This is a genomic window from Leptolyngbya sp. 'hensonii' (genome assembly GCF_001939115.1).
Classification (GTDB): domain Bacteria; phylum Cyanobacteriota; class Cyanobacteriia.
The window spans coordinates 71101-92859 of the sequence record NZ_MQTZ01000029.1 but is presented as its reverse complement, the minus strand read 5'-3'; the positions used below and the strand labels follow the sequence as shown (position 1 = coordinate 92859).

The 21759-nt window shown below is 52.1% G+C and carries 16 protein-coding genes and 1 pseudogene; 15 read left to right on the top strand and 2 right to left on the bottom strand.

The genetic code is table 11. From position 1 onward, the window contains the following. Positions 1 to 149 precede the first annotated feature (149 nt). The 12 genes and pseudogenes from BST81_RS10615 (at position 150) to BST81_RS10555 (ending at position 13471) form a co-directional block, all read left to right on the top strand. The gene (locus tag BST81_RS10615; RefSeq protein WP_171974725.1) at positions 150 to 3356 is read left to right on the top strand and encodes a CHAT domain-containing protein; all 3207 of its coding nucleotides are present in this window, start codon (positions 150 to 152) and stop codon (positions 3354 to 3356) included. Between the two features lie 27 nt (positions 3357 to 3383). Then, complete coding sequence (locus BST81_RS10610; protein ID WP_075598499.1) at positions 3384 to 3779, top strand: hypothetical protein; 396 nt, start codon at positions 3384 to 3386, stop codon at positions 3777 to 3779. A 12-nt stretch (positions 3780 to 3791) separates the two neighbouring features. Further along, positions 3792 to 4673 carry a hypothetical protein gene (locus BST81_RS10605; RefSeq protein WP_075598498.1) on the top strand — a complete coding sequence of 294 codons (882 nt, stop codon included), beginning with the start codon at positions 3792 to 3794 and terminating at the stop codon, positions 4671 to 4673. A 637-nt stretch (positions 4674 to 5310) separates the two neighbouring features. Then, on the top strand, positions 5311 to 5805 hold the full coding sequence (locus tag BST81_RS10595; protein WP_075598496.1) for a hypothetical protein: 495 nt from the start codon (positions 5311 to 5313) through the stop codon (positions 5803 to 5805). Positions 5806 to 6676: 871 nt separating this feature from the next. After that, positions 6677 to 7054: a hypothetical protein gene (locus BST81_RS10590; RefSeq protein ID WP_216351290.1), complete on the top strand. Its 378-nt coding sequence runs from the start codon at positions 6677 to 6679 to the stop codon at positions 7052 to 7054. Between the two features lie 80 nt (positions 7055 to 7134). Beyond that, positions 7135 to 7776 carry a Uma2 family endonuclease gene (locus BST81_RS10585; protein WP_075598495.1) on the top strand — a complete coding sequence of 214 codons (642 nt, stop codon included), beginning with the start codon at positions 7135 to 7137 and terminating at the stop codon, positions 7774 to 7776. A 42-nt stretch (positions 7777 to 7818) separates the two neighbouring features. Further along, on the top strand, positions 7819 to 8034 hold the full coding sequence (locus BST81_RS10580; protein ID WP_075598494.1) for a hypothetical protein: 216 nt from the start codon (positions 7819 to 7821) through the stop codon (positions 8032 to 8034). An 82-nt stretch (positions 8035 to 8116) separates the two neighbouring features. Beyond that, on the top strand, positions 8117 to 8374 hold the full coding sequence (locus BST81_RS10575; RefSeq protein ID WP_075598493.1) for a hypothetical protein: 258 nt from the start codon (positions 8117 to 8119) through the stop codon (positions 8372 to 8374). 124 nt (positions 8375 to 8498) lie between these two features. After that, a pseudogene (locus tag BST81_RS10570) lies at positions 8499 to 8801 on the top strand (PIN domain-containing protein); the annotation flags it as partial. Positions 8802 to 8820: 19 nt separating this feature from the next. Continuing rightward, a complete protein-coding gene (locus BST81_RS10565) occupies positions 8821 to 9627 on the top strand; it encodes a Swt1 family HEPN domain-containing protein (RefSeq protein ID WP_075598491.1) in 807 nt (268 codons plus the stop codon). 62 nt (positions 9628 to 9689) lie between these two features. Then, on the top strand, positions 9690 to 11897 hold the full coding sequence (locus BST81_RS10560) for a DUF499 domain-containing protein (RefSeq protein WP_143780302.1): 2208 nt from the start codon (positions 9690 to 9692) through the stop codon (positions 11895 to 11897). 278 nt (positions 11898 to 12175) lie between these two features. Next, on the top strand, positions 12176 to 13471 hold the full coding sequence (locus tag BST81_RS10555; RefSeq protein WP_075598490.1) for a DNA methyltransferase: 1296 nt from the start codon (positions 12176 to 12178) through the stop codon (positions 13469 to 13471). A gap of 411 nt (positions 13472 to 13882) precedes the next feature. Here BST81_RS10555 and msrA read toward each other — a convergent pair whose 3' ends face one another. Continuing rightward, positions 13883 to 14542, bottom strand: a complete 660-nt coding sequence (gene msrA / locus BST81_RS10550) for a peptide-methionine (S)-S-oxide reductase MsrA (protein WP_075598489.1) — start codon at positions 14540 to 14542, stop codon at positions 13883 to 13885. A 164-nt stretch (positions 14543 to 14706) separates the two neighbouring features. On the opposite strand from msrA, the gene rseP reads away from it, so the two are divergent. After that, on the top strand, positions 14707 to 15783 hold the full coding sequence (gene rseP, locus BST81_RS10545) for an RIP metalloprotease RseP (RefSeq protein ID WP_075598488.1): 1077 nt from the start codon (positions 14707 to 14709) through the stop codon (positions 15781 to 15783). Beyond that, complete coding sequence (nth, locus tag BST81_RS10540) at positions 15780 to 16466, top strand: endonuclease III (protein ID WP_075598487.1); 687 nt, start codon at positions 15780 to 15782, stop codon at positions 16464 to 16466. The genes rseP and nth overlap by 4 nt, the downstream gene beginning before the upstream one ends. 7 nt (positions 16467 to 16473) lie before the next feature. Here nth and BST81_RS10535 read toward each other — a convergent pair whose 3' ends face one another. After that, positions 16474 to 19767 carry a GAF domain-containing protein gene (locus BST81_RS10535; protein WP_075598486.1) on the bottom strand — a complete coding sequence of 1098 codons (3294 nt, stop codon included), beginning with the start codon at positions 19765 to 19767 and terminating at the stop codon, positions 16474 to 16476. Positions 19768 to 19916: 149 nt separating this feature from the next. Between BST81_RS10535 and BST81_RS10530 the strand changes: the two genes are divergently transcribed. Continuing rightward, complete coding sequence (locus tag BST81_RS10530) at positions 19917 to 21758, top strand: aspartate kinase (protein ID WP_075598485.1); 1842 nt, start codon at positions 19917 to 19919, stop codon at positions 21756 to 21758. Position 21759: the final 1 nt, after the last annotated feature.

Here is a 21759-nt window from a genome sequence, read left to right as displayed (position 1 = left end):
GCATCACCTCTGACCGATTAGCGATGCCTGATGGGACCAACCATCCTCAATCCTGATCCTGTCCGAAATTCTACGGAGAGAGGGAGTAGGTTATAGAGGTTGCTTGTAGAGTACAGCACGCGATGGATGATTTGCGTCAGCAACGTTATATGACTTTAGTTGAGCAGATTTTGTGCTGTGTTCGGGGGCAAGAGATGCCAGTTTTACAGCGTTATCCTGATTTACTGGATGCAGGGTTGCTGGCGGTGATGGGGCAATATGCCGATCGGCTGGAGAGCCAGGGGAATGGGAATGCGGGGTGGCTGCGGCAGGTTGCGGCAGGGTTAGCGCAGGCGTTGGGATTGGGGGAGAACAGCTCATCGAGTACATCGTCGAGGGATGGGGCGGCATTTTTGATGAAAATTGTGCAGTTGATTGGGCAGACGGGGAGGGATCGGGGGCAGGTTTATGAATGCTTTCGGGTTAATGTAGGGCGGTTGGATGAGGCATTGTTGTCTGCCTTGCCGACCGTGTTTGCAGGCTTAATTCAACGGAATAATCCATCGATAATTGCGGCTGTGTTTAATGAGTTTGGTAATTTGATTCAGCAGTTTCCCCTCGGCAGCCGGATACTGAACCTGGAGATGGGCATCGTGGCCTATGAACAAGCGCTTCAAGTCTATACCTGCGATGCCTTTCCAGAAGATTGGGCAGGGACGCAAAATAACTTGGCAACTGCCTACACTAACCGCATCCGCGGGGAACGGGCCGACAACCTAGAACAGGCGATCATGGCCTATCAACAAGCGCTCCAAGTCTATACCTGCGATGCCTTTCCAGAAGATTGGGCAGGGACGCAAAACAACTTGGCGAATGCCTACTTGTACCGCATCTGCGGGGACCGGGCCAACAACCTGGAACAGGCGATCGTTACCTATGAACAAGCGCTCCAAGTCAGAACCCGCGACGCCTTCCCACAACAATGGGCGGAGACGCAAAATAACTTGGCAACTGCCTACAAGAACCGCATTCGAGGGGACCGGGCCGATAATCTGGAACAGGCGATCACGGCCTATGAACAAGTGCTCCAAGTCAGAACCCGCGACGCCTTCCCACAACAATGGGCGGAGACGCAAAATAACTTGGCAACTGCCTACTGGAAGCGCATCCGGGGGGACCGGGCCCAGAATCTCGAAGACGCGATCACGGCCTATAAGCAAGTGCTCCAAGTCAGAACCCGTGCCGCCTTTCCAGAAGATTGGGCAATGACGCAAAATAACTTGGCGAATGCCTACAGTAACCGCATCCGCAGGGAACGCGCCGACAACCTGGAACAGGCGATCACGGCCTATCAACAAGCGCTCCAAGTCTATACTCGCGTCGCTTTCCCAGAACAATGGGCAGGGACGCAAAATAACTTGGCGAGTGCCTACAGTAACCGCATCCGCGGGGAACAGGCCGACAACCTGGAACAGGCGATCATGGCCTATCAACAAGCGCTCCAAGTCAGAACCCGCGACGCCTTCCCACAACAATGGGCAGAGACGCAAAATAATTTGGCATTTGCCTACTGGAAGCGCATCCAGGGGGACCGGGCCCAGAATCTCGAAGACGCGATCACATCCTATCAACGGGCTCTGGAAATTAGAACCCGCGAGGCATTCCCAACCGAGTGTCGGCAAACTGCCCGCAATCTTGGCAACCTTTACTTTGAACAACAAGCCTGGTCAGAGGCTGAAAACGCTTTCACAAGTGCCCTCAGCGCGGCGGAAGTTCTCTATCAGTCCTGCCTCCTGCTCGATAGTAAAGCCGCCGAACTTGCCAATACTGCCGATCTCCCCCGCCTTACTGCCTATACCCTGGCCCGCATCGGTAAACTCCAAACTGCTATCGAAGTGCTAGAACAAGGTCGCGCCCGTGGACTCAGCGAAAGTCTCAACCGAGACCGAGCCAACCTCACCCAACTCCAGCAAACCTGCCCCGAACTCTACACCGAATACCAGGACATCACACAGCAACTCCGCAACCTGGAAAACCGCGATCGGGATCGCATGGTTTCCACCGATCGAGATCGGGTGCCAGAAGATCTGACCCAGACCATGACAAAACTTCGACAAAAGCTAGACCAAACGATCGCCCAAATTCGCCAAGTCCCCAGTTACGAAGACTTCTTGACACCAACCCAATGGAAAGATATTGCGATCGCCCTACGCCAGGACAATCCTTTGGTTTACCTGGTCACCACACCCAACGGCAGCATGGTTCTGATCGTCACTGTCGATGTGATCGAAGTGCTGTGGCTGGATGATTTAACGGAAACCCAACTGATTGATCTGCTCAATCAAACCTGGTTTGCAGCTTACAACCAATCACAAACCGATCGCCAAGCCTGGTACGACGCGATCGACACCACCACCCGCCAACTCTGGGATGCTCTGATGGGGCCACTGGTTCAAAAACTCCAAGACCTCGGATTTGAGCGCATCACCCTCATCCCCACTGGCTACCTCAGCCTCCTTCCCCTCCACGCTACCTGGACCGAAGACGAGAGTAAACCCACAGGTCGCCGCTACGCCTTTGACGACATCCACATCACCTACGCCCCCAACGCCAAATCCCTTACTGCTGCTCAGACCATTGCCGTTGGCGAAGCCTCTCTTCTGGAGAATCGCATCCAGCCTAATTCGATCTTGGCGATCGACAACCCCACCCAGGATCTCCCTAACTCCGAACGAGAAGTCAACGCCGCGATCGCCAGTTTCCCTCAACATACCGTTTTGAGACAAACAGAAGCCACTGTTGAGGCTGTGCAATTACAGCTCCCGAAGGCTGCGATCGTTCACTTTTCCTGCCACGGCACCGCTAACCTCAATGAACCCCTCAACAGCGGACTGGTGATGACTGATGGTCTCCTCACCCTCAAAGACATCTTCGCCTTAAATTTGGCTGAAACCGGTGGCATCCGTCTCACCATCCTCTCCGCCTGCGAAACCGGCCTGATTGGCACCGAAAACGCCGACGAAACCATTAGCCTCCCGACTGGACTGCTCCAAGCTGGAGTCGCCGCCGTCATCGCCTCCCTCTGGTCAGTCTCCGACCTCAGCACGATGCTGCTGCTCACCCGCTTTTATGACTTTTGGCGTATCGAGGGGCTAGAAATTGACCAGGCACTGCATCAGGCTCAACAATGGGTGAGGGACACGACTAACCGCGAGAAAGCTGACTATTTCAAAACCTTTTTGCCGGCAACTGCGGGGGTGAAAGCCCCTGCAGCGATCGCTCAGGATCTATTTCGATCGTTGATTTTGAAGCGACCCAATGAACGAGATTTTGCCCATCCGTTTCATTGGGCTGCATTCAGCTATACAGGGGTATAACTCCCGATTCATACCTGGAGGGTAATCATGTACGACTCTTACTACGACTCTAACGATATTCTGGAAGCCGCCCGCACGATCCGTCCTTTGCTCAGTGAGCTGATTGGGGACGAAGCAGCAGGGGCGATCGATCCTCAACTTGCTGGACTACTGGCACAAGCAAACACTCGACAACTTGTTGACAATCAGATCCTGGAACTCCTGGCAGAGCAGGATGCCACCCGTGAGTGGGTGGCTGACTTTCTTCAAGACCAGCAACAACCGGCGCATCTAAGAACCTGGAATCCCCTACCCGGCCAGCGTTCGCCTATAGGCACTGCCAAATTTGTTTGCCCCGAGGGCGACTATACCTGGTATTGTCCCAGAATCGGGATCGAGCCACCCCTCTGCCCCACTCACAATCTGCCTTTGGACCCAGCGTAGCTAAGATACCTCATGTCCGCAAAATTCCTTGAAAGCTTTGGTGGTAAACTCGCCGAACAATGGGTTGCTACTCTGCTTACTCCAGCCCTTGTCTTCTGGGCTGGTGGAGCCGCCGCAGGTCTACAGCGCTTCGGTTGGACAACCATAAGCACCTGGTTCAATCACCAACCCGAGCCTTTGCAGGTCGCTCTCCTCGTCGCTGCCTTTTGCCTGATTGCTGCTTCTGCCTTTGTAGTGCAACGGTTTGATCTGCCCGTTCTGCGCTTTTTAGAAGGTTATTGGCATCCCTGGTTTCGCCCTCTACGTCGCTGGTTTATCGCCAAAGAAGCTAGACGCAGTCAGCGCATTAGCGATCGCTGGCAAACTCTGACCAATCTCAACCCTAATCAACTCACCGCCGAAAGCCGGGATGAACTAGTTCAACTCGACTGGCAACAACTGCATATTCCCCTGCCCAACCACCTCATGCCCACCCGCTTGGGAAACATCCTTCGTGCAGCTGAACAGCGTCCCCTGGAAAAATATGGTCTGGATGCGATCGTCTGTTGGTCACGCCTCTGGCTCCTACTTCCCGATGCCGTCAAAAAAGACCTGCAAGACGCCCGTGCTGACCTTAACACCGCCGCCCGTGTCTGGCTCTGGAGCTTACTCTTTATCGTCTGGACTGCTCTAGGGGCCTGGTGGGCGGCTCCGATCGGCATCCTCTCTGTCATTTTCACTTACTACTATTGGGCACTGGATGCTGCCAGAACCTATGGTGAACTGATCGAAGCCACTTTTGACCTGCACCGCCATTTACTTTATCAGTCCCTCCGGTGGAATTTGCCTGCCGATCCAGCGGTAGAACGTCGGGTAGGTCAGGAACTCACACGATATCTATGGCGAGGCTACTGATATCAAGATTGCTGTTACAGAAATCAAGGGCTGGAAACCTTTGGAGATGAGAGACCTCCTCACCAATTTCCCAGCGAATTCGGAGATTCTCCATTGACTCTGAGGACTTCAGTCTGTTTGCTACTTGGAATTCATGGGCCCCGCCATCTCAGGCAGGCTATCCAGAACAATTTTGTCGGGAGCTTTAATTGCAGTTCATTGTGCGGGTGTCCTATGATTGACCGCCCCAAACTCCTTTCCGACCTACAGGCCCTGCTACGGATTCTGGAGAAGGATTTAACCAATCGCAGCACTGGCAACCAGGAGAACGTGCGATCGTTCTCCCTCGCGCCCAGGCTCTGCCTGGGTGCCCCAGCACCCCCCCTTCCCAGGAGAGGATTTTCGCTGCGACTCTTACTGTTGCCGTTGGGCAGTGGAAGAACCAAATCTCCGCTTGGGAACAGAATCAAGTCCCCGATTGGGAACCAACCCCGATCCCCTCTGGGGAGGGGTGGCGCGTAGCGCCGGGGTGGGTCTGCAGGGTATGAGTTCGGAATTCGGTAGGTACTGAGGTGGAAAATTCCGTGAAATACTGAGGCAATCGCAGGTTCTGGTTTGGGCATCCTCGAAGAGATTTAATTTTAGGAGGCTTTGAACCATGACGATGACTTCGATTAGCGCTGCCCTGACTCAGGGGGACCGGGAAGCTGTGATGGATGCCGTTGCAACGATTAAGGCCAAGTTGCCTTTTCTGATTGATCTGAGTCCAGAGGAGCGGAAGACCTTACCCAAAATGGGGGATAAGAGTCGGGCGTTTGTCAGTAAGGCGCTCGAGGTGGCAACCCAGAACCCGGACTTTTTGCCCCGATCGTTCAATCTGGAAGAGTTACGCAAGGATGTGCAGTTGTTTGAGGCATTGTATCCCCTATTGCTTTCTCTAACACAATTGCAGGAGCTAGTGGATGATACCTGTCTGGCGGTGGGCAGTGAAGCCTATGCGGCGGCGTTGCAGGTGTATAACTACGCGAAGGCGAGTGGCAATGGGGGCGGGATGGATGCGGTAGTAGGTGAGATGGGGCAACGGTTTGCCCGGAAATCCCGAAAGGCGAAGAACCAGGAGGCAACTGTGAGGTCAGAAGGAGTAACAGTGTAGTAAAAAGCCTGACAATTTGACTTCTGAGGTTAATGATTGAGGCTCAGGGCTTGAACGTTGGAGCAAAAAGCTCGACATTCCGGGTTCTGAGCTTCGTTTTTGGGGCAAAAAGGTCAAAGGTCAAAGGTCAAAGGTCGAAAGTTCAAGCTTAAAGGTCGAAGTTTCAAGTAAAAAGGTCAGAGTTTCAAGTGAAAAGGTCAGAATTCCGAGTTCAAAGCTTGAAAGGTGAAAATTGGAAGGCGATTCCCAAAAAGGACAAAGGCATTTTTATAATTTTGGACTCCCGATAGTTCATCCGTTCGCGAATTTATTTTGAAATCGCTATCATAATTCTATGGTGCAGTATAAATGTCACCGTTCTAGATGGCAAAATACAAAACCTACTTTCATGTTCTTTGAAATCAGCTAAAGGAACGAAGGTTACATGCCCTTACCTGGTGGAGCAACTGATAAGTTTGGCAATCGATATGAGGGACTCTGGACAGTTGCTTGCATGATAAAGGTCATAGATGAGAAAGCCGATTCTATTCGATTAGAACCACCGGGAGCAGAAGGGGAAGGGGTTGAGTTTTGGGTCAGCAAGGCAGACGATCGTGAATACCATCAGGTAAAAAGGCAGCAGAGTGCTAGTGGACGTTGGACTTTAGCCGATCTAGAGGGCAAGAAAATATTGTCAAACTTCTGGGAAAAGCTGAAAAGTCTTACAGCAACTTGTGTTTTTGTCTCTGGACACGCGGCATATCAGTTAGACGAACTGGCTGATAGAGCAAGAAGATCTGCATCTTGGCAAGAATTCGATGAAAACTTCCTACAAGCAGGAAAAGCAAAGGAAGGTAATTGGCTCCTAGAAGCCAAGGGTGGCAAGGTGCGCTTGCTTAAACGGTCAGCCCTCACCCTCCCAGCCTCCCTCTCCCTAGGGGCGAGGGAGGAGCAAGAATTATCTTCTCCCCTCTCCCCGCGTGGGAGAGGGGCTGGGGGTGAGGGGGGCAACGACTGGCTAGTTGCTCAGTATCTCATCCATCAACTTGATCAAAAGGGTGAAATGGGTGCCGCAGAACTGCTAGCCAAACTAGGAAGCAGAGGCGAAATCGCCCGTGACCTGGCCTATCGGCTGTATAGCCTGTGCGATCGAAAAGGCTGGACTCAAGAAGCCCTGGCCTACAACAGCCTCGTCATCTCCTGGCCCGAAATCAGTCGGCTAGCCTCAAACGTGAAAACCCACGAACCCATCCAAACCAGTTTTCTATAACTCCTCCGTGCCTTTGTGGTTCCTATTCACCACGAAGACACAAAGCACACAAAGATTGCCCACCCTTATCCACCCAGACTATGGTCACTTTACAACTCCAACAACTGGATGTTCCCCCCGGTCAACGCCTCCTGATTCACGACCTGGATTGGTCAGAATTTGAAGCCATTCTCGATGAACTAGGCGAAGACCGCGCCAGCCGCATTGCCTACAGCGATGGAATTTTAGAAATCAGGATGCCATTACCCAAACACGAGCGACAAAAATCGATCCTTGGCGATATCGTCAAAATCCTACTAGACGAATTGGAAATTGACTGCGAATGTTTTGGCTCGACCACCTTCAAACGGCAAGAAATGAACTACGGGATTGAACCCGATGAATGCTTCTATATCCAAAACCACGAGACTATGATTGGCAAGGATCGGCTGGATTTATCGGTTGATCCACCACCGGATCTTGCCATTGAGGTTGATGTCACCTCCAAAACCCAGATTGATGCTTATATCCGCCTGGGTGTGCCCGAACTCTGGGTCTATGGAGATACTGAGCTAAAAATTTACATCCTGGAAGCAGGGCAATATCAGACTTCTACGACCAGCCCAATGTTTCCAAAGCTACCGATTTTAGAGTGGGTGTCAGAAGTATTAGAGCAAAGTCGAGCGATCGGTCGAAGCCCTGCCTTAAGATCCTTTCGTCAAAAAATTCGGTCAACCCTGTAAGCCAAAGTTCTTCTACATGCAACTCACCTCCGTAACCAAGCAATGAACACCCAGTTAATTGATTCCATTATTCAAGTCATCCGTTCTCTTTCTCCTGAAGAACAAGCCATCCTAGAAGAAAAACTCTTCTTTGATTTTGCTTATCCATCTACCCCAGACATTATCACCCTGGCACTGCAATGCGGTAGTTTCGACTTTCTCAACGACGAACCCGACCTCTATAGCCTCGACGATGGAGAACCCATTCCATGTCTTTAAAATTCGCCTTTCAACTGAATTAGTTTGAAAATTGAAAGGCTGAGAACTCATCGACCCATATCTATGTTAAGGATGACACCCTATGAGCACCAAATTAGTGGATTCAATTGTGCAAATTGTTCAATCCTTATCGAAGGAAGAACAACAGGAACTTATCAACCGACTCAATGCCCTAATGCAAACTGTGGCAGCAGCAACTAGTTCTGCACAAGAGGCAGAACCGGAAAAGCAGTTAGATGGCTGGGATGTGTTTCTTTCATTAGGGGATGATGCTGTTGAAGGCAAGCTAGAGAACCCATCCATCAATCATGATCGCTATCTCTATCAACAACCCAAATAGCATGTCCTTACCTAAACTTTTTGTAGATACTAGCGCGTGGGTTGCCATCCACGATCGACGGGATACTTATCATGAGCAAGCAATCGCCCTCAATTAAACATTTGCCCGCAAGGTTACATTAGTCGTCACCAACTATATCCTGGATGAAACTTACACGTTGCTACTCAGTAATGCTGGGTATGCAGCAACATTATCTTTTAAGCGCAAATTTGACATTCTCCTACAAACATCAGTTGTTAACTTGATTTGGATAACACCCGAAATTTCTAGCCAAACCTGGCAGATCTTTGAACAGTTTAATACTGACAAACAATGGTCATTTACCGACTGCACTTCTTACGTTGTGATGAAGGATCAGGGTATCACCGAAGCATTTACGTTTGACCACCATTTTTCACAAATGGGCTTTATTCGTCGTCCTGATTAACTGAAAGGATCTATGTCTTATGGCAATTAGCAACCACGAACGAGTCGGCAGAGCCTTGAATCTACTCCGCGATGGGCTTTACCCCTATATTGAGCGGGAGATGAAGGCCATACATGGCGATCGGTGGTTGATTCCTGCTTCTTCTAGCCTGCCCGATCACTACGTGGCTCGTCGTGAAGTCCAAGATGTCCTCAAAGAAGATGTTTCTGCCCTGCTCATGGTGATGTGGGAGCAGTGGAATAACGTCTTCCGTAATACGTTAGGGCGTACTGAACGAAGTATCGTCAGTGAGTTGCGAGATACCCGAAACGACTGGGCACACACCTCCACCTTCTCAACGGATGATGCTTATCGTGCCCTCGATAGCATGGCACGTCTCCTYACTGCCATTTCTGCACCAGAAGCCGATCAAGTCGAAAAACAGAAACAAGAACTGCTGCGGGTKCGTTTTGAAGACCAGGCTCGGCGGGAAACTCGGCGTGCGGCGGTGGCTCCCACCGAAGGCCAGCCCATGTCTGGACTGGATGTGAATGAACCGCCCCAGAACGTCAACACCGTCGTTTTGGTCGGTAACAAAATTTCCCCCGGACAGATTCATCAAAAGTCAGACGGCACTCAAGTGCGAACACTTTGGGGTGAAATTGGCTGGCAACTCGGTGGCAAAGAAGGCTACGAGATGATGCGCGCAGCCGACGAAAGCGCGACTAATCCGGGGGATGCCCTGAAAGATCTGTTCAATAAATATGGCAACAATATACTTGGCACACCAATCCCTTTCCCCTCATCCCCCACCCCCTTCTCCCACAATGGGGAGAAGGGGCATTAACGCTTAATTTCTCCCCTCTCCCGTTCTGGGAGAGGGGCCGGGGGTGAGGGCAGTGTTGGTGCATGAAATATATTAATGCCAAAGAAACCCTCTTGGTGGTTAGTATTCCGTCATCCGATATTGAGATTGGGGGCGATCGCGGCAAGGAAGCCCTAGACAGACTCAAAAATGCGATCGGTCGCGTGGAGTCTCCCTGGCGACCCGCAAGTGCGGAAGARAGTTTTGAAATTGTGCGRCGGCGCTTGTTCCAAACGACCGCTGACCCCAGCCTATTTGTGCAACGGGACGCTGTGGTGAAAGCCTTCTCAGATATGTATCGCACTCAGGGRCAGGAGTTCCCTGGCGAATGTAAGGAAGCTGACTACGAGCGGCGAATGCGAGATGCCTACCCCATCCATCCCGAATTGTTCGATCGCCTTTATTCTGACTGGTCTACCCTCGACAAATTCCAGCGAACTCGTGGTGTGCTGCGTCTCATGGCAAAAGTCATCCATTCCCTTTGGGAGCGAAATGACCAGAGCCTCATGATCATGCCAGCCCATGTTCCAATGGATGATCCGCAAGTGCAGTCTGAACTCACTCGTTATCTGGAGGACAACTGGATTCCCGTGATCGATAAGGATGTGGATGGAGCCAATTCCCTCCCCCTCTCCCTCGATCGCAATAATCCTAACCTGGGTCGTTACTCGGCCTGCCGTCGAGTCACCCGCACCGTCTACATGGGGTCTGCTCCCACCTTACGAGCTGCCAATCGCGGGTTAGAAGATCGCAGAGTGAAGCTGGGCTGTGTTCAACCAGGGGAAAGTGTTGCCACCTTTGGTGATGCCCTGCGACGGCTCACGGATCAGGCRACCTATCTGTATATCGACGGCAATCGCTACTGGGTTTCYACTCAGCCCAATGTCAACCGCACCGCTCAAGAACGCGCCGATCAGTTTTTGAGCGATCGCTACCAAGTCTGGAAGGAAATCACGGATCGCTTAGAAGCCTTCAACAAAAAGCCCAGCGATCGGGGAGAATTTAGTGCTGTCCACGTTGCTCCTGAATCCACCGCTGATATCCCAGATGACCCATCCTTGGGAGTACGGCTGGTGGTGCTTGATCCACAACACCCCCACACTCGTCTGAGTGATGACAGCCCAGCTCGCAGGTGGATTGATGATGCTCTCAACCACAAAGGTAGTGGGCCGCGATACCACAAGAATACCCTGCTTTTCCTGACCGCAGATAAAGCCAAAATTGAAAACTTAGAACGAAATGTYGCCCAATACYTRGCGTGGGAATCTGTTCTGGCTGACGATAAGAAGAAAACGCTTAACCTCGATAATTTTCAACGRAGTCAGGCTGAAACCAAACGGGATGGCAGYAACAAAGACGTTGATAATATCCTCTGTGATACGTATCAGTGGCTGCTGATACCCACTCAACCCGATGCTCAGGGCGGTATTGAGTGGAAGGAAACCCGACTGCAAGGGCAGGATTCMCCTATCATTCGTGCCAGTCGCAAAGCAGTCTATGAAGGCGATCTGCTTGCCACTTATGCAGCTACCAACCTGCGACTCGAAGCACTGGATAAGTTTCTCTGGCGAGACACGAATCACATCRATCTAAAACGGCTCTGGGAATATCTCACCCAGTACCTCTATCTCCCTCGMTTGAAGAATCAATCYGTTCTTCTGGAAGCCGTTCGAGATGGAGTYACYTCAACGGTGTGGGCCGATAACTTCGCCTATGCAGAAGGCTTTGATGACGTAAAAGGAAAGTACCTGGGTCTGCGTGCTGCAACGGGCATCAGTCCCAGCATTAGCCCTCAAAGCCTTCTGGTTAAGCCAGATGTTGCTCAGCAGCAATTTGATACTGAAGCAGCTCAGGCAATCACAATTACCACGGGCAGTACTACAACCGTTCCCGTCGGAGGGACAACTGGCGGCAGTACACCATCTGTTCGCACCAGCGGCGACTTGTCGCATGGTTCTGGTGACAATGCTACAAAGGATGGCGAGCAAGACGGGGCAGGAGGAACTCAAGTACCTATCCTCCGTAGATTTTATGGAAATGTGGATATTGATGCGATGCGGATTAACCGAGATGCTCCGGCGATCGCGAACGAGGTCATTCAACATCTAGCCGCTTTGAATGGCGCAACGGTCAAAATTACTCTGGAGATTGAAGCTGAAATTCCTGAGGGAGTACCGGATGACGTAGCACGTACTGTTATGGAGAATTGCCGGACACTCAAGTTCAATAGTCAATCATTTGAACAGGATTAAGCTGAGGAAGCTGAGTATGGACGGAGAAGACTAAGGATCCTGGATTTAATAACTAGCAGAAGTTTGGCGGTGTTATTTAATCCTCCTTCCTTAATCGAAGCGATCGATCGCTTCGCCTGCCTTCCCACAAGTACTATTGAGATTCTTGGCCATATACTACTGGTAGTCATCCTCTACATAGGGTCATGACAGGACCCTCCATCAGAGCAAGTGGTACAAACACATTACAAAGTTGCCTATTTTTGAATACCATCAACCCACAGTCCTAAAACTTTCCCATGACGTTCATTGAATCTTTGGCATCTACCCCCGCAGATGCAGATCGGGTCAGGAATAGTACTGCCAATAAGGTGACTGAGGAAGATCAACCCTTTCATAATTGGTATCGATTCGTCCTGTCTTTCCCGCCGCACCTGGTGCGTAGCTACATTCAAAAATTCAATCTTCAGTCTGGGCAGACGCTCCTTGACCCTTTCTGTGGAACGGGGACAACCGTGATTGAGGCCAAACTCAATAACATTGATGGGACAGGCATTGAGGCCAATCCAATGGCCCACTTTGCCAGTTCTGTCAAGGTCGATTGGGATGTTGACCCCGAAAACCTGATCAACCATGCCAGAAACGTTGCGAATCAGGTTGAGAGTCAAAGGGATTTTTATCAGCTAGAAGCCCTGAAAACACTTCCGGAAGCTGCGTATAAATTACTGTTAGGCAACTCTATCTACCCAATCCCCCTCCACAAAGCCCTGATCCTGCTAGAGACCATTAAAGTTGGCCCAAATAATCCTTACTGGAGGCATGAGCGGCTTGCTTTTGCCACTGCGATCGTGAAGTACTGTAGTAACCTTCACTTCGCCCCAGAGGTTGGGGTGCGCCAGAAGCCAGAGAAAGATCCCCCTGTGCTGGAAAGCTGGCTACAAGAGGTTGAGGCAATGGCTGAAGATATCAGTCAGGCTCCCAGGGTAGATGCGATCGCCACCATCCACCATGCAGACTCGCGGGAAGTGGGCCAGTTGTTAAGCCCCTGTTCCCTCGACGGGGTTTTCACGTCACCACCGTACCCGAATGAAAAGGATTACACTCGGACCACCCGTCTTGAGACTGTGTTGCTGGGGTTTGCCCAAACCAAGGAAGAGCTTCGCCACCTGAAAAAGGGCTTGCTCCGCTCTAACACCAGGGGCGTATACAAAGGTGATGATGATGATCAGTGGGTTGCAGGACACGCAGAGATTCAACGCATTGCCCAGGAAATTGAAAACCGCAGAATCGAGTTAGGTAAAACCAGCGGGTTTGAACGCATGTATCATCGAGCGGTCAAGCTCTACTTTGGAGGGATGGCGCGACATTTTGCCTCTTTACGCCCCTATCTGAAACCAGGGGCCATGCTGGGGTATGTTGTCGGTGATCAGGCTTCCTACTTGCAAGTGATGATTCGCACAGGTCAGCTTCTGGCCGAAATTGCCCAACCTCTGGGGTATGAAGTGGTCAATATTGACCTATTTCGGACTCGCCTGGCTACAGCGACCAAACAGCAAATGAGAGAAGAGGTTGTCGTTTTGCGCTGGCCAGGTTGAGGTTAATGCTGAGGAGTCATACCTTGCAAAACCGATCGATCAAGAAAAATCGCTATAACAGGCTTGGGTACTAGCCCGGAAATCATTAGACTATCCGCGCCGGGTGCGTAGACACCCCGACGAGCTGTTCAGCTTCAACCTTTTTTGCGGAGGAGGTTTGGAGGACGCGCGGTGTCCTCCAACGGGGGTGCAGGGGGCTGGCCCCCTGCAAAACGAAACCAACTTTTTAAGCTTGTTGCACTACTAGGAATTTCGGGGAAGGGGAGACAGTCAATCAAGGTGAAATCCTTGCTGCTTCAACGACCCAAGCAGCGGCTATACGAACAAAACCGACCACTCTCAGGTAAGTTCACATAGGCGGACTTTGTTCATATAGGCGTGAATGGATTTGCCCAGAACTATCCCCCTCATCTACGCCGAAACGCCTGTGGGCAGGGGACAGGACACGTTCGTTCCCCCCAGGCCACAGTAACCGCCCGGATTCTTAGCCAGATACTGCTGGTGGTAGTCCTCCGCATAATAGAAGGCTGGGGCATCCAGAATTTCCGTGGTGATGGGGCCATACCCGGCGGCACTGAGGGATGTCTGGTACATCTCCCGTGAGGCTTCGGCCAGTTGCTGCTGCTCTGTCGAGTAGGTGTAGATCCCCGATCGATACTGGGTACCAACGTCATTCCCCTGGCGCATGCCCTGAGTCGGATTGTGGCTTTCCCAGAACACCTTCAGGATCTCGCTGTAGGTGATCACCGTGGGGTCGAATATCACCAGCACTACCTCGTTGTGACCAGTCATGCCCGTGCAGACTTCCCGATAGGATGGATTGGGTGTGGTTCCGGCAGCATAACCAACTGCGGTGGAGTAGACTCCCGATTGTTGCCAGAACTTCCGCTCCGCCCCCCAGAAGCAGCCCATCCCAAACAGGGCCGTTTCCATCCCTTCCGGGAAGGGCGGTTGGAGCGGATGGCCATTGACGAAATGCCGATTGGTGATCACCATGACCTCCGATCGTCCGGGTAGAGCCTCTGCTGCAGTCGGCAGGGCAGTCTTTTTGCTAAATCCAAACAGTCCCATGGGCTTTGCTCCAACCTTTCATAAATGATGTCTATTTCCTTAATACATTGTAAAAATTAAATCGGGATGAGGAAAGACAAAGAGTCCAGGGGGATCTCGGTAGAAACAACATTCCACCGTGGCAGAGCATAAAATAGAGAGGTTCTGTTTACTGTGTTTGAGTTATGTCCGTTCTGGCTGCGATCGGTGTTCTCGCCCTTTTAATTGTGGTGCATGAGTTGGGGCACTTTGCTGCGGCTCGGTTACAGGGGATTCATGTCAACCGCTTTTCGATCGGTTTCGGGCCGATTCTCTGGAAATATCAGGGATCGCAGACAGAGTACGCCATTCGGGGATTTCCTCTGGGAGGATTCGTGGGGTTTCCGGACGACGATCCGGATAGCAATATTCCTGCAGATGATCCTGATCTTTTGCGGAACCGGCCTCTCCTGGATCGGGCGATCGTGATCAGTGCCGGTGTCATTGCCAATCTGGTCTTCGCCTATCTGCTCCTGGTGGTGCAGTTCGGGACCGTCGGCGCGTTTAATGGCTTTGATTATCAACCTGGTGTTTTGGTGCCCCGCTTGACTTCTGACAGTTCCCCAGCCGCGATCGGGGGCATTCGGCCCGGAGATGTGATTCTGAGCGTAGACGGCCAGAAACTGGCCGCCTCGAAAGAAGCAACAACTCTCCTAACCCAAACCATTCAGTCGAAACCCAATCAAAAAATCACTTTCACGGTTCAGAGGGGAGATCGTGAGCTTGCCCTCACAGTCACTCCTGAACAAGGGGACAAGGGCAAGGGGCAGATCGGAGTTCAGTTGCAACCATTGGGCAAGGCTCTCTACAAGCGACCGGATAATTTCTTCGGGGCGTTTACCCTGGGGGCAGAGGAATTTCAGAAAATTGTTTCCCTGACCCTCCAAGGTTTTGGGCAATTGGTCAGTAATTTCCAACGTACCGCTAGTCAGGTGGCCGGGCCTGTGGCGATCGTGGCCCTTGGAGCAGACATTGCTCACAAAGATGCCACGGCTTTGTTTCACTTCGCAGCCCTGATCAGCATTAACCTGGCCATTATCAACATTCTGCCCCTACCCGCTCTGGATGGCGGGCAATTGACCTTCCTCTTGATTGAGGGGCTGCGTGGCCAACCGCTGCCAACTCGGATTCAGGATGGCGTGATGCAAACGGGGCTGATGTTGCTGCTGGGATTGGGTATCTTTTTGATCATTCGGGATACAGCCAATCTGTGGATCCGATGAGTATCAGTCGTAAGTTAGCGGCCCGCAAGCATCGGGCTTTGGAAATTCTGGCACGCCTGAAGCGGTGCTATCCGGATGCTACCTGCACGCTCAACTATGAAACCCCTGTGCAATTATTGGTGGCAACGATTCTTTCGGCCCAATGCACGGATGAGCGGGTCAATCTGGTGACGCCGGAACTGTTTGGGCGATTTCCAGATGCCCCTGCGATCGCGGGGGCAGAGCTTTCCGAATTGGAGACCCTGATCCGCTCCACCGGTTTTTATCGGAACAAAGCGAAGAATATTCGGGCTGCCTGTCAAATGATCGTGACAGACTTCGAGGGCCAGGTGCCTGATTCGATGGAACGCCTGCTGAAGTTGCCAGGAGTGGCCCGCAAGACGGCCAATGTGGTACTGGCCCATGCCTATGGGATTAATGCCGGGGTAACCGTGGATACCCATGTCAAGCGCCTGAGCCATCGCCTCGGGATGACCGAACACCAGGACCCGATTCGAATTGAGCGAGATTTGATCGAGCTGATTCCCCGACCTGATTGGGAAAACTGGTCGATCCGGCTGATCTACCATGGTCGGGCTGTTTGCAATGCCCGCCATCCTGCCTGCGATCGCTGTCTCCTGAATGACCTGTGTCCCTCGGCTACCATCCCACCAGCTTTAGAAGAAGCCACAGCTTCAGTTTAAAGGGCACTTACACCAAGTTTGGGATCGGAATCTCGATGCAAAACTCTGACCCTTGACCGGGTTCGGACTTGCATTCCAGTTTTCCCTTGTGCTTCTCAACCACAATTTGATAACTGATGGACAGACCCAAACCCGTACCTCGACCCACTTCTTTGGTGGTAAAAAAGGGATCAAACAGCTTCTGGCGAACGGTTTCTGGCATACCTGGTCCATTATCTGCAATCCGGATCAGGACACGCTGATCCAGCATCTCGGTTCGGATGGTAATGGTTGGGATCGTGACTGGGGTGGAGTCACTGCTTCTCTGGCCTTTATAGAGGAGAGATGAAGGATCACTACTGACCAGTGACTCTTCCAGGGCGTCGATCGCATTTGCCAGAATATTCATGAACACCTGGTTTAACTGACCTGCATAGCATTCCACCAGGGGCAGGTTCCCATAATCTTTGAGCACTTCAATCCCAGGACGGTCCTCACGAGATTTCAGGCGATTTTGCAGAATCAGCAGCGTACTGTCCAATCCATCATGGATATCGACAGGTTTCATCTCCGCCTCATCCAACCGAGAGAAATTGCGGAGAGACAGGACAATCTGACGGATCCGATCGGCCCCAATTTGCATAGAAGACAACACCTTAAGCAGATCTTCCACCAGGAAATTCAAATCTATTTCTCTAGTTTGCTCCTGGATGTCAGGATGGGGGTCGGGATAGTGCTGCTGGTAGAGTTCCAGGAGACCCAGCAATTCCTGGATATAGTCACGGGCGTAGACAATATTACCGCCAATGAAATTAACCGGGTTGTTGATCTCATGGGCCACCCCGGCTACCATCTGCCCCAGGCTAGACATTTTCTCGTGTTGCACCAGTTGAGATTGGGTTTCCTGTAGCTTGTGCAGGGTTTCACTCAGTTGTTGAGCTTGAGTCTGGGCAGCCAGGGCAGCAGCCCTTGTCTGAGCGTACAGTTCAGCCTGATCCATAGCGATCGCCAGTTGATCGGTGACGGCCCGCAGCAGATCAACTTCGCTATGATGCCAGGTTCTGGGAAGACAATGGCTGCAAATCAGAGCCCCAAACTGACCGGAACGGGTCTCCAGTGGGATTAGCAACTGGGACACAATGCCTAAACTCTGGAAGTGCTGAGTCAGAACTGGGTCGAGGGCCGATTCGTGATCGATGCGGTCAATCCACAGCACTTCCAGGTTCAGAATTTTTTCAGAAAGAGACATTGCCTGGGCTGTGGGCAACTCACCCAGCAGACTGGGCAGTTCAGAATTAGGAGCCTCATGGGTCACCGCCATCATCAAGCCCTCGGCCTGGGGCCAGCACCAGAGAAAATAACACCGATCGACATGCAGCAGGTTGCGAATCTCGGAGACTATTGTTTGCAAGATGGTATCCAGATCCAGAGATTTGCGAATCTGGTTCCCCAGCCGCAGGAGTAGGGATTCACGCCGACTGAGCAGGGCCTGTCTGGCCCAGGACCGATCGATCGCGATCGCCAGACTGCTGCCAATCCAGCTCAAAAAGTCTTGAGTGGTCTGGTCCAGTTCGTGATAACTGAAGATCACCATCATCCCAACCAGATGATTCTCGACTATGAGAGGATAGCCGAGAAAACTGACAATGTTCTCTTGCTCTAGCCAGGAGCGGGAAACCAGGCAGACTTCCTGAGCAACATTACGACTGAAGTAGGGTTGCCTGGTTTGGGCAATGAAGCCAAGGAGGGAAATCCCAACTGGAATCCGATTCGGAAAATCTTCGGTCTGAAAATGTTGTCCGGCAGTGGCTTGCAATTCCAGGAGACCAGAATCCTGATCCAGGGTCCAAATCCGAATGGAAGCAGCCTGCAGATACTGAACCATGGTGATGGAACAGTTTTCTAAGAGTTCTGAGAGGTTGTTGCCCTGCACCAGGATGTTGCCAATCTCTGCAACCAGAGTAGACAGGCGACCTGGTTTAGCAATCAGCGTTTCTGCCCGCTTGAGATCGGTAATATCATTGAGCGTGCCAGAAATACTGACAATGCCTCCCTGGGCATCAGATAGGCTATAGGCGTGGATCTGTAACCACCGCCAATCTCCCGTCTTTGTCCGACAACGAATCTCCTGCCGATAAAATTCCTGCTGTTTTTGGATCAGGGACTGGAAAAGGGTAGCCTGTTGTTCCTGGTCTTCTGGATGGAGGTAATCCAGAAATTCGGTGCCAATACTTTCTCCCAGAGTAAAGCCAGTAATCCGGGTCCAGGCATGGTTGAGCAGGGTCCAGGTTCCAGTATGACCAATCTGGAAAATGACCTCTTGAATGCTATCGACAATGGACCGATACTGGCGTTCACTTTCCTGTACGGCCAGTTCTGCCCGGCGGCGGTCTGTAATGTCGAAACCGTTACAGAGAATATAGTCGATCGGCTCACCTGTATGGGGTAATAGGGCATGAAACCAGGTAATTTGTCGGGGCAAGCCACTACGGTTGAGGCAATAGCTCTCATACTCAGTACCACCCCTCCCAGCTTTCAGGTGGGCAATTCTGTTCTGGGCCAGTTCTTGATGTTCCGGAGCAATCAGAACCTCCCAAAAGTATCGATTTCTAACAGCCTCAATGGAACAGTTAATCGTAGTCTGACAGAGTTGATTCAGATAGAGAATCCGACCTTCTGGAGACAGCACAGCCACCAGTGCATTCGGGCTTTCCAGGACAGTGGCCACAAAGCTACGGGACAGGGGCTCAGAGGTCCTCAGCAGGGTCGCCGCAAAGTCCTGCTCCAGTGGGAGAGCGCTTTCTGTTGGCCGATTCTGGTCTGGGTTTGGGGGCAACATCCGCCGACTGTGGCTTAATTCTAACTGTGCCATAACCTGACGACTCAGAGCTTGCAGCGATCGTTGCTGGTCTGCCGTGAGCTGACGCGGGATATGATCTAACACAGACAAGACCCCTATGGTGAGGCCAGCAGCATTGCACAGGGGAATGGCCGCGCAAAAACGAACGATTGCATCCCCAGCAACCAGGGTGTCGGCTACAAACCGTCCATCTTGGCAGATATCGTCAATCACCAACACATCTGGTGCAGCCAGGCTAAAGTCCCAGAAAGGAATGACACAACTGGCATAGAAGGGGATGGGACCAAAACTGGCTGTAACGGGTTGATGCCCCTCCTCTTGCAGATGAATCACGGCGATGGGAGTTTGGCAAAGAGAAGCCGCCAGCTGGCTTATGTCATCAAGAGCAGCTTGAAAGACTGTGTCATCAGATCTGATCAGCTGAGGGTCAACAAGTTTCACTGCTTCACTGCTGGACAGCATAGCTTCCTATAAGCATTTAGCCTTAAGGTGCCCAGAGGACATCATAGGATATCGCAGGCCTCTGTTTCGTCATGATTGCTTACACAGGAGGACAGGAGTTATAAAATGAGGGTCTTGGAATATTCAATACTGGAAGCAATTGTAGGGATATGGCACTGATTGTCCAGAAATATGGGGGCACATCTGTCGGATCGGTGGAGCGCATTCAAGCGGTAGCTGCAAGAGTTCTGCAGACCGTCAAGGCGGGCAATGATCTGGTTGTGGTGGTCTCCGCTATGGGTAAAACGACGGATGGGTTGGTCAAGCTGGCAAATGCCATTTCCACAAATCCCAACCGGCGAGAGATGGATATGTTGCTCTCAACGGGAGAGCAGGTCTCGATCGCCCTGCTCAGCATGGCGTTGCAGGAACTGGGCCAGCCTGCCATCTCCCTGACAGGAGCCCAGGTGGGAATTGTCACCGAAACCGAACATACCCGGGCTCGCATCCTCAAGATTGATCCCGATCGGATCCAGCGCCATTTAAATGCTGGTCAGGTGGTCGTCGTGGCTGGCTTTCAGGGCATTGCCAGTACCGACGATCTGGAAATCACTACCCTGGGACGGGGAGGATCCGATACCTCTGCGGTTGCTCTGGCTGCTGCGCTTCAAGCCGATCTTTGTGAGATCTATACAGATGTACCGGGGATTCTGACCGCCGATCCCCGGATTGTGGAAGATGCCCAGCTCATGAGCGAGATCACCTCCGATGAAATGCTTGAACTGGCCAGCCTGGGAGCTAAGGTGTTGCATCCACGGGCGGTAGAAATTGCCCGCAACTATGGCATTACACTGGTGGTGCGCTCCAGTTGGGCTGACGATCCGGGCACCCGCGTCCTTTCTTCCACCCCGCAACCGCGCCCGCTGGAAGGTCTGGAGATTGCCCGCCCAGTTGATGCGGTGGAATTCGATACAGACCAGGCCAAGGTGGCCCTATTGCGAGTGCCCGATCGTCCAGGTGTGGCCGCTCGCCTCTTCGGTGAACTGGCCCAGCAACAACTGGATGTGGATTTGATTATCCAATCTATCCATGAAGGCAATACAAACGACATTGCCTTTACGGTGACAAAAAATACCCTGAACCAAGCTGAGGCGGTGGCTGCAGCCATTCTGCCTGCCTTGAGTGCTGGTCTGGAAAGCAATCTCAATCCAGCAGAAACCCTGGTAGATCGGGAGATTGCCAAGGTGACGATCGCCGGAGCTGGAATGATTGGCCGACCTGGGGTGGCCGCTCAAATGTTCACCACCTTAGCCGCTGCTGGCATCAACATCCAGATGATTTCCACCTCTGAGGTCAAAGTCAGTTGTGTGGTGGCAGCTACCGACTACGATCGGGCGATCGCAACCCTCTGCGAGACCTTTGAAGTCACGAGTTCCCCCCGCAATGAACCGGGAACGATGGACCCTGGAGATCAAGCTACCGGTTCTCCCCCGTCCGCTCCCCTGCCTCCCGTGCGTGGCGTTGCCCTCGATCTCAACCAGGCGAAGCTAGCTATTCGGGAGATTCCCGATCGTCCCGGCATGGCAGCCCGGATCTTCCAATTGCTAGCCCGCGAAAACATCAGTGTGGATATGATTATTCAGTCGCAACGTTGTCGGGTCATCCAGGGGGCAACGACTCGGGATATTGCATTTACCGTGGCTCAGGCGGATGCAGATGCAGCCCGCAAGGCCCTGGAAAAAGCCGCTCCAGAGCTGGGTTATGGGCAGGTTGAGGTTGATCCAGAGATTGCCAAGGTCAGCATCGTTGGCATGGGGATGATTGAGAATCCGGGGATAGCAGCCCGCATGTTTGAAGCGCTGTCCCTACAGCAGATCAACATTCAGATGATTGCCACCTCAGAAATCAAAATTAGTTGTGTGGTCAGCCAGGATGAGGGGGTTACGGCTCTGCGGACGATCCATGCCGCATTTAATCTCGCGGGTCAGGAGAGAATTCAGGTTCCTGCTTGAA

Excerpts from the sequence above, each read along its gene's own strand:
- BST81_RS10615 (WP_171974725.1), top strand. The coding sequence starts at position 150 with ATGACTTTAGTTGAGCAGATTTTGTGCTGTGTTCGGGGGCAAGAGATG.
- BST81_RS10610 (WP_075598499.1), top strand. The coding sequence starts at position 3,384 with ATGTACGACTCTTACTACGACTCTAACGATATTCTGGAAGCCGCCCGC.
- BST81_RS10605 (WP_075598498.1), top strand. The coding sequence starts at position 3,792 with ATGTCCGCAAAATTCCTTGAAAGCTTTGGTGGTAAACTCGCCGAACAA.
- BST81_RS10595 (WP_075598496.1), top strand. The coding sequence starts at position 5,311 with ATGACGATGACTTCGATTAGCGCTGCCCTGACTCAGGGGGACCGGGAA.
- BST81_RS10585 (WP_075598495.1), top strand. The coding sequence starts at position 7,135 with ATGGTCACTTTACAACTCCAACAACTGGATGTTCCCCCCGGTCAACGC.
- BST81_RS10580 (WP_075598494.1), top strand. The coding sequence starts at position 7,819 with ATGAACACCCAGTTAATTGATTCCATTATTCAAGTCATCCGTTCTCTT.
- BST81_RS10575 (WP_075598493.1), top strand. The coding sequence starts at position 8,117 with ATGAGCACCAAATTAGTGGATTCAATTGTGCAAATTGTTCAATCCTTA.
- BST81_RS10555 (WP_075598490.1), top strand. The coding sequence starts at position 12,176 with ATGACGTTCATTGAATCTTTGGCATCTACCCCCGCAGATGCAGATCGG.
- msrA (WP_075598489.1), bottom strand. The coding sequence starts at position 14,542 with ATGGGACTGTTTGGATTTAGCAAAAAGACTGCCCTGCCGACTGCAGCA.
- rseP (WP_075598488.1), top strand. The coding sequence starts at position 14,707 with ATGTCCGTTCTGGCTGCGATCGGTGTTCTCGCCCTTTTAATTGTGGTG.
- nth (WP_075598487.1), top strand. The coding sequence starts at position 15,780 with ATGAGTATCAGTCGTAAGTTAGCGGCCCGCAAGCATCGGGCTTTGGAA.
- BST81_RS10535 (WP_075598486.1), bottom strand. The coding sequence starts at position 19,767 with ATGCTGTCCAGCAGTGAAGCAGTGAAACTTGTTGACCCTCAGCTGATC.
- BST81_RS10530 (WP_075598485.1), top strand. The coding sequence starts at position 19,917 with ATGGCACTGATTGTCCAGAAATATGGGGGCACATCTGTCGGATCGGTG.